Source organism: Pseudomonas sp. S3_G06, assembly GCF_054667565.1.
The window spans coordinates 4,151,324-4,162,472 of the sequence record NZ_CP162738.1 but is presented as its reverse complement, the minus strand read 5'-3'; the positions used below and the strand labels follow the sequence as shown (position 1 = coordinate 4,162,472).

At 59.5% G+C, this 11,149-nt stretch carries 15 protein-coding genes; 5 read left to right on the top strand and 10 right to left on the bottom strand.

Features of this window, described 5'->3' with window-relative positions; all coding sequences use genetic code 11:
* Positions 1–46: 46 nt before the first annotated feature.
* Positions 47–373 (bottom strand): DUF3565 domain-containing protein, encoded by a 327-nt coding sequence (locus AB4N47_RS18710; protein ID WP_082530248.1) that lies wholly within the window; start codon positions 371–373, stop codon positions 47–49.
* On the opposite strand from AB4N47_RS18710, the gene AB4N47_RS18705 reads away from it, so the two are divergent.
* From AB4N47_RS18705 to AB4N47_RS18695, 3 genes are all read left to right on the top strand, one after another.
* On the top strand, positions 342–827 hold the full coding sequence (locus AB4N47_RS18705) for an FKBP-type peptidyl-prolyl cis-trans isomerase (RefSeq protein WP_016771661.1): 486 nt from the start codon (positions 342–344) through the stop codon (positions 825–827). The two genes, AB4N47_RS18710 and AB4N47_RS18705, sit on opposite strands and share 32 nt — an antisense overlap.
* A 123-nt stretch (positions 828–950) precedes the next feature.
* Positions 951–1,433: a glutathione peroxidase gene (locus AB4N47_RS18700; protein ID WP_016771660.1), complete on the top strand. Its 483-nt coding sequence runs from the start codon at positions 951–953 to the stop codon at positions 1,431–1,433.
* A 155-nt stretch (positions 1,434–1,588) separates the two neighbouring features.
* On the top strand, positions 1,589–2,692 hold the full coding sequence (locus AB4N47_RS18695) for an NADH:flavin oxidoreductase (RefSeq protein WP_197890285.1): 1,104 nt from the start codon (positions 1,589–1,591) through the stop codon (positions 2,690–2,692).
* Positions 2,693–2,819: 127 nt separating this feature from the next.
* On the opposite strand, the gene AB4N47_RS18690 is transcribed toward AB4N47_RS18695, so the two are convergent.
* Positions 2,820–4,019 (bottom strand): glycosyltransferase family 4 protein, encoded by a 1,200-nt coding sequence (locus AB4N47_RS18690; RefSeq protein ID WP_341639101.1) that lies wholly within the window; start codon positions 4,017–4,019, stop codon positions 2,820–2,822.
* Between the two features lie 40 nt (positions 4,020–4,059).
* On the bottom strand, positions 4,060–4,812 hold the full coding sequence (gene cysZ, locus AB4N47_RS18685) for a sulfate transporter CysZ (RefSeq protein WP_125917950.1): 753 nt from the start codon (positions 4,810–4,812) through the stop codon (positions 4,060–4,062).
* A 312-nt stretch (positions 4,813–5,124) separates the two neighbouring features.
* Between cysZ and trxB the strand changes: the two genes are divergently transcribed.
* A complete protein-coding gene (gene trxB / locus AB4N47_RS18680; protein WP_016771656.1) occupies positions 5,125–6,087 on the top strand; it encodes a thioredoxin-disulfide reductase in 963 nt (320 codons plus the stop codon).
* 191 nt (positions 6,088–6,278) lie between these two features.
* On the opposite strand, the gene AB4N47_RS18675 is transcribed toward trxB, so the two are convergent.
* From AB4N47_RS18675 to AB4N47_RS18655, 5 genes are all read right to left on the bottom strand, one after another.
* Complete coding sequence (locus AB4N47_RS18675; protein ID WP_460154300.1) at positions 6,279–6,617, bottom strand: HopJ type III effector protein; 339 nt, start codon at positions 6,615–6,617, stop codon at positions 6,279–6,281.
* A complete protein-coding gene (locus AB4N47_RS18670; RefSeq protein ID WP_076565887.1) occupies positions 6,614–6,907 on the bottom strand; it encodes a DUF1244 domain-containing protein in 294 nt (97 codons plus the stop codon). Before AB4N47_RS18670 ends, AB4N47_RS18675 begins: the two co-directional genes overlap by 4 nt.
* 105 nt (positions 6,908–7,012) lie before the next feature.
* Positions 7,013–7,384, bottom strand: a complete 372-nt coding sequence (folX, locus tag AB4N47_RS18665; protein WP_016771653.1) for a dihydroneopterin triphosphate 2'-epimerase — start codon at positions 7,382–7,384, stop codon at positions 7,013–7,015.
* 72 nt (positions 7,385–7,456) lie between these two features.
* Positions 7,457–8,167, bottom strand: coding sequence for a dihydromonapterin reductase (gene folM / locus AB4N47_RS18660; RefSeq protein WP_341639103.1), 711 nt, complete (start codon positions 8,165–8,167; stop codon positions 7,457–7,459).
* Positions 8,168–8,225: 58 nt separating this feature from the next.
* On the bottom strand, positions 8,226–8,795 hold the full coding sequence (locus AB4N47_RS18655; protein WP_073473745.1) for an antibiotic biosynthesis monooxygenase: 570 nt from the start codon (positions 8,793–8,795) through the stop codon (positions 8,226–8,228).
* Positions 8,796–9,006: 211 nt separating this feature from the next.
* Here AB4N47_RS18655 and AB4N47_RS18650 point away from each other — a divergent pair, with 211 nt between their 5' ends.
* Positions 9,007–9,966: a MerR family transcriptional regulator gene (locus AB4N47_RS18650; RefSeq protein ID WP_341639187.1), complete on the top strand. Its 960-nt coding sequence runs from the start codon at positions 9,007–9,009 to the stop codon at positions 9,964–9,966.
* A 3-nt stretch (positions 9,967–9,969) separates the two neighbouring features.
* Here the strand turns inward: AB4N47_RS18650 and AB4N47_RS18645 are convergent, their stop codons facing one another.
* Together AB4N47_RS18645 and AB4N47_RS18640 are read right to left on the bottom strand one after the other, a co-directional pair.
* Positions 9,970–10,575 (bottom strand): hypothetical protein, encoded by a 606-nt coding sequence (locus AB4N47_RS18645; RefSeq protein WP_024011639.1) that lies wholly within the window; start codon positions 10,573–10,575, stop codon positions 9,970–9,972.
* Positions 10,576–10,629: 54 nt separating this feature from the next.
* A complete protein-coding gene (locus AB4N47_RS18640) occupies positions 10,630–11,106 on the bottom strand; it encodes a PAS domain-containing protein (protein WP_341639104.1) in 477 nt (158 codons plus the stop codon).
* Positions 11,107–11,149: the final 43 nt, after the last annotated feature.

The window sequence follows — 11,149 nt, the reverse complement described above, 5'->3', positions numbered from 1 at the left end:
TTCTCTATGCAAGGGTGTCAGCCTATGTCTGGCCGACTACCGAAATTCAGTCGCCAAGGTTATCGCTAACCGAGCCTTGTGCACACCAACCGCAGGCAAAGGGTTGACCTGTTTTTTCAATACGTTGCGCCGGATCCAGGACCCAGGCGCGGGTTTGCCACGGCGGCTGGTGGCGCAGGTGCTGGGTGTGGCCACAGGAAAGCTCGACCACCCAATGGCCATCTTCGTCCTGATGGAAGCCTGTGATGGTCGAAACCCGTTTGTCCGGGTTGTGGTCGCTTTCACGCGATTGCTTCGCTAAACTTGGCCTTTCTATATTCTTATGCAAAAGGTCTCGCCCCATGCTGATCGCCGCCAATAAGGCTGTCTCCATCGACTATACCCTGACCAACGACGCTGGTGAGGTCATCGACAGCTCCGCCGGCGGCGCTCCGCTGGTTTACCTGCAAGGCGCAGGCAACATCATCCCGGGCCTGGAAAAAGCCCTTGAAGGCAAAGCTGTCGGCGACGAGCTGAAAGTAGCCGTTGAGCCGGAAGACGCTTACGGTGAATACGCCGCTGAACTGGTCAGCACCCTGAGCCGCAGCATGTTCGAAGGCGTTGACGAGCTGGAAGTCGGCATGCAGTTCCACGCTTCGGCGCCGGACGGCCAGATGCAGATCGTCACCATCCGTGATCTGGACGGCGACGACGTCACCGTTGATGGCAACCACCCTCTGGCCGGTCAGCGCCTGAACTTCGAAGTGAAGATCGTTGATATCCGTGACGCCAGCCAGGAAGAAATCGCTCATGGTCACGTCCATGGCGAAGGTGGCCATCACCACTGATTTTCTGCGCTAAGCTTCGAGTACTGGAGAGGCGCCTGTGGGCGCCTTTTTAGTCCGCGGCTGTCCTTGGTGGCCTCGCCAAGTGGCTGTTTCGAGTAGAACACGAGAATCCTGGAGTTCGGCATGAGTGCTTTTCACGACCTTAAGTTGACAGCCCTGGATGGTCAGGAGCTACCGCTGGCGCCGTTCAAGGGACAAGTCGTGCTGGTGGTCAACGTGGCCTCCAAATGCGGCTTGACCCCTCAGTACGCGGCACTGGAAAACCTCTACCAGCAATACAAAGATAAAGGCTTTGCTGTGCTGGGCCTGCCGTGCAACCAGTTTGCCGGTCAGGAGCCAGGCTCGGAGAAAGAAATCCAGGAGTTCTGCAGCCTCAACTATGGCGTGACCTTTCCGTTGTCGAGCAAGCTCGAAGTCAACGGCCACGAGCGGCATCAGTTGTATCGCCTGCTGGCGGGCGAGGGCGCCGAATTTCCCGGTGACATCACCTGGAACTTCGAAAAGTTTCTGCTCGGCAAGGATGGCCGGGTGCTGGCGCGGTTCTCCCCGCGCACCGCGCCGGATGATCCGACAGTGATTGCCGCGATCGAAAAGGCCTTAGCCTGAATCAGAAAATCGCAGCGTTGAGCTGCGATTTTTTTTGCCTGCCTTTTGACCCTTAATCATTTAGATCAATAGTGCTGTCACGCGAAGAACGTGGCGGATATTATCGCCGTCATATCGATCAATGTCCGTCGCCAACGTCTTCGTGGAGCCTCTCGATGCCCGTTCAAGCCCTGTTCAAACCGTTCCACCTCGGTGCCCTCGAACTGCCGACCCGCGTGGTCATGGCGCCAATGACCCGTTCGTTTTCGCCGGGCGGTGTGCCGAATTCCAAGGTCATTGAGTACTATCGCCGTCGTGCGGCCGCCGGGGTTGGTCTGATCATCACCGAAGGCACCACCGTCGGCCATATCGCTGCCAACGGTTATCCGAATGTGCCGCAATTTTTCGGTGACGCGCCGCTGGCCGGCTGGAAAAAAGTTGTCGACGCCGTGCACGCCGAGGGCGGCAAGATCGTCCCGCAACTGTGGCATGTCGGCAGCGTACGTCGCCTCGGCACCGAGCCGGACGCCAGCGTGCCGGGCTACGGTCCGTCGGAGAAACTCAAGGACGGCCAGGTCGTGGTTCACGGCATGACCAAGCAGGACATCCAGGACGTGATTGCCGCGTTCGCCCAAGCTGCCAAAGACGCGCAAAGCATCGGTATGGACGGTGTGGAAATCCATGGCGCCCACGGTTATCTGATCGACCAGTTCTTCTGGGAAGGCAGCAACCAGCGCACTGACGAATACGGTGGCAGCCTGGCCAATCGTTCGCGTTTTGCCATCGAATTGATTCAAGCAGTGCGCGCAGCCGTCGGTGAGGGTTTCCCGATCATCTTCCGCTTCTCGCAATGGAAGCAGCAGGATTACACCGCGCGTCTGGTGCAAACTCCCGAAGCGCTGGGCGAATTTCTCAAGCCGCTGTCCGACGCTGGCGTGGACATTTTCCACTGCTCGACCCGACGCTTCTGGGAGCCGGAGTTCGACGGTTCGGATCTGAACCTTGCTGGCTGGACCCGCAAGCTGACCGGCAAACCGACCATCACCGTGGGCAGCGTCGGCCTGGACGGCGAGTTCCTGCAGTTCATGGTCAACACCGACAAGGTCGCGCAACCGGCCAGCCTGGAAAATCTGCTGGAGCGTCTGAACAAAGAAGAGTTTGACCTGGTAGCAGTGGGCCGCGCGCTGCTGGTCGATCCGGACTGGGCGCAGAAAGTCCGTGAAGGGCGTGAGCAGGACATTCTGCCGTTCAGTCGTGAGGCGTTGATGACCCTGGTCTAAGCGGCGCCAGTTCGAACCATTCGCGAGCAGGCTCGCTCCCACCTTCGACCGCATTCCATCTGAAAGAATGCAGTACCCATGTGGGAGCGAGCCTGCTCACGAAAGCTGTTTCTCTGTCGACGAAAATCTAAGGTTGTGTCTGCGCCCCAGGCACCCCCAGCTCCCCCGCACAAGCCCCCCGCAAATACCCCTCGAACTGCTCGATAATCGCCGCCCAGCCCTGGCGACTGCCATGCTGCCGTGCATTCAGCCGCACACAGCGCAACCGCTCATCCTCCTCCAGCAACCACGCCGCCGCCTCGCAAAATGCCTGCTCATCGCCGGGCATGGCTGACACGCCGTTGTAGCCGTGGCGAATATGCTGCGCCGCCGCTGCCTGATCATAGGCAACAACGCCGAGCCCCGAAGCCAGGGCTTCCAGCACCACATTGCCGAAAGTTTCGGTCAGGCTGGGAAATACGAACAGATCTCCTGAGGCGTAGTGCGCCGCCAGGGCTTCGCCCCGCTGCGCGCCGCAGAAGATCGCCTCCGGCAGTTCTTTTTCCAGCGCCGAACGCTGCGGGCCATCTCCGACCACGATCAGCTTCAGATGGCGCTGTGGATAAGTTTCGCGCAGACCTTCAAAGCAGCGTTTGAGCGAGCCCAGATTTTTCTCCGGGGCGAGCCTTCCTACGTGGATGACCGCGATATCTTTATCAGAGAGTCCCCATTGCTCACGCAACGCGCTCTGACGTTTGCTCGGATGAAACAACTGGCTGTCCACGCCCCGCGACAACAACGCCAGCCGTTCGAAATGCCGACGCTCCAGTTCCAGGCGCTGACTGGCGCTCGGCACCAAAGTCATTGCCGAACGATTGTGAAACCAGCGCAGGTAATGAGTGAGCATCCGCGTCAGCAGGCCGAGGCCGTACTGGCTGGTGTATTGCTGGAAGTTGGTGTGAAAACCGCTCACCACCGCAATCCCCAGGCGCCGTGCCGCGCGCAGTGCCGACAATCCGAGCGGGCCTTCCGTGGCGATGTACAGCACATCCGGCCGCTGGCGTTTCCAGCGGCGCAGCAGTTTATGCATCGACGACTGGCCCCATTGCAGTCCCGGATAGCCCGGTAGTGGCCAGCCGCGACACAGCAACAGTGCATCGTCTTCGCTGCGTTGCGGATCGGTGGCCTGGCGCGGGCGTACAAGCTCCACCTGGTGCCCACGTGCGCGCAAACCCTCGCACAAGCGGCCAAGGGTATTGGCCACGCCGTTGATTTCCGGTGGGAAGGTTTCGCTGATGAGGGTTATATGTAGAGCTGTCGTCATGACCTCAGTGTCGGCTGAGGCCATGTCGAGCTTGTTACGGTCGGATGATGGATTTGTGACGCGGTCAGTGCTGGATCACCAGATTTTCGGCGCCACGTTCACGCACCCAAAACAACGTCGCCCCGGCTACCGCCGCCGGCATCATCAGGATGTTGACCACCGGAATCAGCAACACCAGATAGACGATCCCGCCAAAACTCATGCTCTGCCAGCGCTTCTGCCGCAGCCAGGCCAGCATCTCGTTCCAGCCCAGTTTGTGGTTGTCCGCCGGATAGTCGATGTACTGGATGGCCATCATCCACACGCCGAATAGCAGCCATAACGGCGCGGCGACGATATTCACCACTGGGATGAACGACAGGATGAACAGGCCGAGGGCGCGCGGCAGGAAGTAGCCGAGCTTGCGCATTTCCCGGGAAAGGGTGCGCGGGATCATCGCGATCAGTTCGCCCCAACTGAACGCCGGGAAATCATCAGTGCCGCGCACCACCACTTCGACTTTTTCCGCAAGGAAGCCGTTGAACGGTGCGGCAATGATGTTGGCGAGCATGGTGAAGGTGAAAAACACCATCAAGGCCACCAGGACCACGAACAATGGCCAGAGGATATAGCTGAGGAAACTCAGCCATTCAGGCAACGACGGCATCAGCGTGTCGACCCACAGGCTGAACTGGTGGCCGGCCAGATAGATCAATCCGACGAACAGCACCAGGTTGATCGCCAGCGGCAACAACACGAACAGGCGCAGGCCAGGGCTCAGGACCAGTTTGAGGCCTTCGCGCAGGTACTGCGGGCCGGACAGAACAGGGGCGGGCATAAGGTGCTCCGAAGCAAGGGAAAACGCGCCGACGTTACCGGCTTTGCCAGAGCGGCGAAAGCGCGGCAGGGCAATCGACATTCACTGTAACAAAGAGGTCTATCTCGTCAGCGTCTCGGCATAGAGACCACCTATGAGCTGGATTGTTAAACCGTATTTCCTTAATCTTGCCCCCCTCGATACGCTGCACCCAACTTTTTACAGGACTGTCGAGTTCAAGCCTTCCCCAAGGTGTCCACGGTCCTTTTTTATTCCGCCGGCCGTCCGGCGTCCGCGCCAGATTTTTCATGGCCGGCCAACAGGAGCAGATTCATGTCTGAAGTCCGTCATTCGCGAGTGATCATTCTCGGTTCCGGCCCCGCCGGTTACAGCGCTGCGGTCTACGCGGCACGCGCCAACCTCAAGCCACTGCTGATCACCGGCATGCAGGCCGGCGGTCAACTGACCACCACCACCGAAGTCGACAACTGGCCGGGTGATGTTCATGGCCTGACCGGTCCGGTGTTGATGGAGCGCATGCGCGAGCACGCCGAGCGTTTCGAGACCGAGATCGTTTTCGATCACATCAACGCCGTGGACTTCGCTGCCAAGCCGTACACCCTGACCGGCGACAGCGCCGTCTACACCTGCGACGCGCTGATCATTGCCACTGGCGCCAGCGCTCGCTACCTGGGCCTGCCGTCGGAAGAAGCGTTCATGGGCAAAGGCGTCTCGGCCTGCGCGACCTGCGACGGTTTCTTCTACCGCAACAAGCCGGTCGCCGTGGTTGGCGGTGGCAACACTGCGGTTGAGGAAGCGCTGTATCTGGCGAACATCGCCAGCACCGTGACCCTGATCCACCGTCGCGAAACCTTCCGCGCCGAGAAGATCCTGATCGACAAGCTCAACGCCCGTGTGGCTGAAGGCAAGATCATCCTCAAGTTGAACGCCAACCTGGACGAAGTCCTCGGCGACAACATGGGCGTCACCGGTGCGCGTCTGCGCAATAACGATGGCAGCTTCGACGAAATCAAAGTCGACGGCGTGTTCATCGCCATCGGCCACACCCCGAACACTTCGCTGTTCGAAGGCCAGTTGACGCTGAAAGACGGTTACCTGGTTGTGCAGGGCGGCCGCGAAGGCAATGCGACGGCCACCAGCGTCGAAGGCATCTTCGCTGCCGGTGATGTGGCTGACCACGTTTACCGTCAGGCCATCACCTCGGCCGGCGCCGGTTGCATGGCGGCACTGGACACCGAGCGCTACCTGGACGGCCTGCAGAACGCCACGTTCTAAGACCGCAGGGCACAAAAAAACCGGCCAGAGATTGGCCGGTTTTTTTGTGCCCAAGATTAGCAGTCGCTACGCATCCAGTGTGGGAGCGAGCCTGCTCGCGAAAGCGGTGTATCAGTCGACATCATCGAAGAATGTCAGTCCGTCTTCGCGAGCAGGCTCGCTCCCACAGGGGGTATGTGTGGCTGTTGGGATCAGCGGCGGGTCAGGGGTTGTGCGGTGAATTTCACCCCGGCCAGGCCGTGCTTGATCAACGCGCGAATATTGCTGTGATCGCTGCCCTCAGGCGTCGCCAGCACCGAACGGTAATGCTCGCCGAACGCCAGCAGCGCTTCTTCATCGCTCAGACCTTCCAGCAGTGCCAGGCCCAGGGTCTTGCAGGAGCCTTCATTCTGGCCGGCAGCGTTTTCCACGCCGCCGTTGTTGAGCGTTTGAGGCTGGTAGTCGTAACCGACGGCGATGAACGCCAAGGTGTCGGCGAAAACATGCTCGCCACTCTTGAAGCTGGCGCGCAGGGTGTTCAGATCAGTCATTGGGGTTTTCCTTTGGCAAACGCCGCTTGCTGTTCGGCGCTGGCTTCTTGCTGATATTGAGCTTTCCACTCGGCGTAGGGCATGCCGTACACCACTTCGCGGGCGTCATCGAGGCTGACCTCGATCTGGCGTTGATCGGCTTCGGCCTTGTACCACTTCGACAGGCAGTTGCGGCAGAACCCGGCGAGGTTCATCAGGTCGATGTTCTGCACGTCCTTGCGGCTGTCGAGGTGAGCGACCAGTCGGCGAAAGGCGGCGGCTTCGAGTTCCAGGCGTTGTTGATCAGTCATGGGGGTCTCTTCGAGACAGCTTTGAGCGGCAAGCTTCAAGCTGCAGGATTGGATCGGGGTAGGCGGTTAGCTTACCGCTTGAAGCTTGAAGCTTGAAGCTTGAAGCTAGCGGCTCGCCGCGAGCGTAATCGATACCGACTCGGCGAAGCGCAGGGCGTGCGGCTTGTCGACCTCGACTTCGGCGTACAGCACCGATGCATTGGTCATCACCAGGTCGAGCAATTCCTGGGTCAGGCGTTCGAGCAGGGCGAAGCGGTTGCCTTCGACGTGGGCGATGATCGCTTTGGTGATGGTGCGGTAATTCAGCGCGTGGTCGATGTCGTTGTCACGCACCGCTTCCTGCGCTGCGTACAGGATGGTCAGGTTGATCAGCACATCCTGCTTGTTGAGGATTTCGTCCTCGTTGATGCCGATAAAGGTGCGCAGGCGCAGATCCTTGACCCGGATGCGCGCCATCCCCGGTTGAAGTTGTGGCATTGATTTGCTCCGTCCAGTCTATTGCAGGCGTTCAGGTGGATCTTACTCGACTCGCGGCCGAAGCGGGACGGCCTATTTGACGTGCCGCCCACCGTTGACGGTGAGGGTCGTGCCGGTGACATAGGGATTGTCGAGCAGATAGCGCAGGCTCTGGTAGATCACCTCGCTGCCGGGCTCGATACCCAACGCGGACTTGGCCAACGCCTTGGCGCGGTACGTCGCGTCATCGTCGGGGTTGAACAATAACAGCGCCGGGGCGATGCCGTTGACCTTGATGGCCGGCGCAAAGCGCGCGGCAAACGACAGGGTCAGACTGTCGAGCCCGGCCTTGCTGGCGCAATAACCGATGTGCTTGCTGCTGCCTTTGCGGGTGACATCGTCGCTGATGTGGATGATGTCGGCAGGTGTCGAGCGCTGCAGCAACTCGGCGCAGTGCAGGTTGATCAGGTAAGGCGCGAGCATGTGAATGTTGAACATGCGATTGAAGGCTTGTGCTTCGCTGCCTTGGGTTTCTGCCAGCCATTCGGAGGCGTTGTGCACGACGGCGCGCAAGCTGTCGGTGTGGGCTTTCAGCGCGTCGATGAAGGCGAGAATCCCGGCCTCGCTGGAAAAGTCCGCGAACAGCGCTGTCGCGCCAAGATCGCGAAGGGCCTGCACGCCCGGTCGCTCGGTGCGGTAAGTGAAAATCAGCGGGTGGCCGTCCTCGATCAAGCGCTGCGCGCAGTGCAAACCGACACGCTGGCCGGCGCCGGTGATGAGGATCGGGGCTGCGGAATCTGGCATGGGCGGCTCGCATCGCGGTTGAAGCGAAAACTATAACAGGCTCGCCGCCCGCTGCAGATCAGCGATTTTGCGCCGACGGTGTGGCCGCCAGTGGCCGGGTCGGCGTGCTGTTCAGCCAGTTCGCCAGCAGACGCGTCGACAACGGGATGAAGAAATACACCATCAGCGGCGTCAGGCACGCCGTGCCGATCAAGATGCGCGGCAACAGGCTCAACTCAGCCAGCAGCGGGCCGAGGATAAAGTTGAAGATCAGCGACACCGGGAAAAACGCCAGCCAGATCGCCACGGCCTGTTTCCAGCGCGGTGGGCGTTGCCCGGCAGCACCAAACCAGCCTTCAATGCCGCTGACCCGGTGCTCTTTAGGATGTTCGAACAAATCGCTGCCGCGGTTAAGCCAGGCGGTACGCGACGCCGAATATTCCCAAGCATGCAGCGTCTGCTCATCGACAAAGCGAAAGATGATCTGGAATTCGTTGTCACCCGGTGGTGGCGCGAGGACGCCGGAGCCGAGGTAGCCGGGAAAATCGGTTGCCAGTTGTTCGCCTTCGCGAAGCCAGGCGATCAGATCGTGATAACGGCCATCGGCGACGCGACGCGCTACCATGAGCGTGACGGGGGAAGTAGACATTTTGTATCTCCGTATTTCGAGTGCGTCGTTCCGGGTAGGAACTTCGCCTGACGCAGGCCGGGGTAGAGGCCTGCGCTTTACAACAAGCAAGGATTATTCCTGATTTTGTCGATTAAACCAGCCATATTCGTCGCAGATCACTACTTGAAGGTTTCCAGTCCATCATGTTTAAAATGGGATCCAATGAACCGACATGGAAGTTGACCGCCAGATGCCTGTAATCACGGACACTCGCCCGGTTTCAACAGCACCCGGCACGCTCGAGCGCGAAGAGCTGTTTCCCATCCGCGAAGTGGCGCGCCTGACCGGCGTCAATCCGGTGACCCTGCGGGCCTGGGAGCGTCGCTACGGATTGATCCAGCCGACCCGCACCGAAAGCGGGCATCGTCTGTATTCAATGAACGATATCGAGCGTGTTCGCAGCATCGTCGACTGGATCGATCGCGGCGTGGCCGTGAGCCAGGTCGGCAAGATTCTGGCGAAAACAGAGCCTTTGAAGGTATTGGCCAACTTCATCCCCGATGACCATGTGCAGGCCGATTACAGGCAATGGCAGGAGCAGGTTCAGCAGGCCGTCAGTGCGTTCGACGATCAGCAGCTGGATCGCGTCTACGGGCAGATTTTCTCGTCGTACACGCTGCCGGTGGTGTTCGAAGCCATCATCATGCCGTTGTGGCGGCAATTGCTGCAGCGCCAGGACGCTTTCGGGCAAACCAGCGAATGGTTGTTTCTCGACGGATTTCTCAGGGCGCGCGTGCTGCAGCGCATCGTCATGCTGCGGGGGGCTCAACCGCGCCGGGTGGTCGTCAGTGCGCTTGCGGGGCAATGCAGAGAGCTTGAGTTGCTGGTAGCGGCACTGTTTCTCAGCGGCAACGATTCTGGCGTGCGGGTGCTCACCACGGGCCAGCCTTTCGATGAATTGACGCTGGTCTGCGAAAAGGTCAAGCCTGACGCACTTGTGCTGTTTTCCAATCATGCCCCCGGTCCGGAGCTGCCCCGGCGCCTGAATCGTCTGGCACTGAGCCTGGATTGCCAATTGATGCTGGCTGGCGATGCCTCGGAACTGGCCGAAGACAGCCTGGCCGGTTCATCGGTGGCATGCCTGGGGAATGAGGGCGCGACAATGCGTCAACGCATGAAGCAATTCATGGCGGGGAAACTGGATACCTGAAACTCAGGCGTGCAGGGCGGGGTGGGTCAAACGATGCTGTTGCAGAATGAACTGGCGCAAGCGCTCGGTTTCGTCGGCATCGGTCTGGCTCAGTTCGTAAGCGAAGAAACCTTGCTCGGTTTCACGCTCGAAATGGCCGCGCAACGAGATGCGCTCATAACCGGAAGGGCTGAACCACAGGGCGAAATGTTTCGGTGGTTTGGTCTTGTTGCGCACTTCCAGCAACACGCCTTTGTGCGATACCTCGTGTACCCACAGCGTGCCGGGCTGGCCTTTGGCGTTTTCCAGCGCCACCGGCTCTTCAAGAACCAGGCGCCATGGGCGCACCATCGGGCCGTCTTCGTAGATGCTCGGCACACCGAGACGCAGATGCAGCGCGTGGAACTCGTCTTCCACCAGATGCAGCGGAAAAGTCATCTGTTGATTTTCGAAGTTGGCCTGGATCGTCACCTGCTCGTGAGCAGCCAGACGTGTCAGCAGGTCACGGATCTGCGAACCACCATTAACCAGCAGACTCGACGTTGCATCCCGCACGTTAAGTTGCGGGTTGTGCTGCATGGTCTGGATGAAATCCAGCTCGTCCTGGGTGAGGAGGGCGTCGCGTTGCATGGCTAACTCGAAGTGAATAGTTACAAAGTCATTGGTGATTGTAGTTAATGACCATCAGTTCGCGGTTTTGTTTGCGCCGTTCGTCGCTTTGAGTGCCGCCAGCTCGCTTTGCAGCGCCGCCACTTGAGCTTCCAGCTGCGTAACCCGCTGCTGCGCCTTGACCTGAACCGTCACATCTTTTTGCACGCCGATGAAATAAGTCTGCCCGTCATCGGCATTTTTTATCGTCGACAATGACAATTCGTTCCAGAACGGCGTGCCATCCTTGCGATAGTTGCGCAGGATTTCCCGGCAGGAACCGCCTTCACGCAATGTCTCGCGAATCAGCTGCAGACTTGGTTGATCACGGTCTCCCGCCTGCAAAAAACGACAGTCCTGGTAGAGGATTTCCTCACAGCTATAACCGGTCATGCGCTCGAAGGCAGGGTTTACGTAAATAAGGATGTTGTCCTGCTCGCCTTCCTTTTCAGCGACCACGATTCCGTCATTCGACGCATTAATCACCATTTGCAGCAGGCTGGCGTTGATCATCCGAGAATCCCTTCCGTTATGTCAGTGGCAGGCATTCTAGAAG

Excerpts from the sequence above, each read along its gene's own strand:
- AB4N47_RS18705 (WP_016771661.1), top strand. The coding sequence starts at position 342 with ATGCTGATCGCCGCCAATAAGGCTGTCTCCATCGACTATACCCTGACC.
- AB4N47_RS18710 (WP_082530248.1), bottom strand. The coding sequence starts at position 373 with ATGGAGACAGCCTTATTGGCGGCGATCAGCATGGGGCGAGACCTTTTG.
- AB4N47_RS18700 (WP_016771660.1), top strand. The coding sequence starts at position 951 with ATGAGTGCTTTTCACGACCTTAAGTTGACAGCCCTGGATGGTCAGGAG.
- AB4N47_RS18695 (WP_197890285.1), top strand. The coding sequence starts at position 1,589 with ATGCCCGTTCAAGCCCTGTTCAAACCGTTCCACCTCGGTGCCCTCGAA.
- AB4N47_RS18690 (WP_341639101.1), bottom strand. The coding sequence starts at position 4,019 with ATGGCCTCAGCCGACACTGAGGTCATGACGACAGCTCTACATATAACC.
- cysZ (WP_125917950.1), bottom strand. The coding sequence starts at position 4,812 with ATGCCCGCCCCTGTTCTGTCCGGCCCGCAGTACCTGCGCGAAGGCCTC.
- trxB (WP_016771656.1), top strand. The coding sequence starts at position 5,125 with ATGTCTGAAGTCCGTCATTCGCGAGTGATCATTCTCGGTTCCGGCCCC.
- AB4N47_RS18675 (WP_460154300.1), bottom strand. The coding sequence starts at position 6,617 with ATGACTGATCTGAACACCCTGCGCGCCAGCTTCAAGAGTGGCGAGCAT.
- AB4N47_RS18670 (WP_076565887.1), bottom strand. The coding sequence starts at position 6,907 with ATGACTGATCAACAACGCCTGGAACTCGAAGCCGCCGCCTTTCGCCGA.
- folX (WP_016771653.1), bottom strand. The coding sequence starts at position 7,384 with ATGCCACAACTTCAACCGGGGATGGCGCGCATCCGGGTCAAGGATCTG.
- folM (WP_341639103.1), bottom strand. The coding sequence starts at position 8,167 with ATGCCAGATTCCGCAGCCCCGATCCTCATCACCGGCGCCGGCCAGCGT.
- AB4N47_RS18655 (WP_073473745.1), bottom strand. The coding sequence starts at position 8,795 with ATGTCTACTTCCCCCGTCACGCTCATGGTAGCGCGTCGCGTCGCCGAT.
- AB4N47_RS18650 (WP_341639187.1), top strand. The coding sequence starts at position 9,007 with ATGCCTGTAATCACGGACACTCGCCCGGTTTCAACAGCACCCGGCACG.
- AB4N47_RS18645 (WP_024011639.1), bottom strand. The coding sequence starts at position 10,575 with ATGCAACGCGACGCCCTCCTCACCCAGGACGAGCTGGATTTCATCCAG.
- AB4N47_RS18640 (WP_341639104.1), bottom strand. The coding sequence starts at position 11,106 with ATGATCAACGCCAGCCTGCTGCAAATGGTGATTAATGCGTCGAATGAC.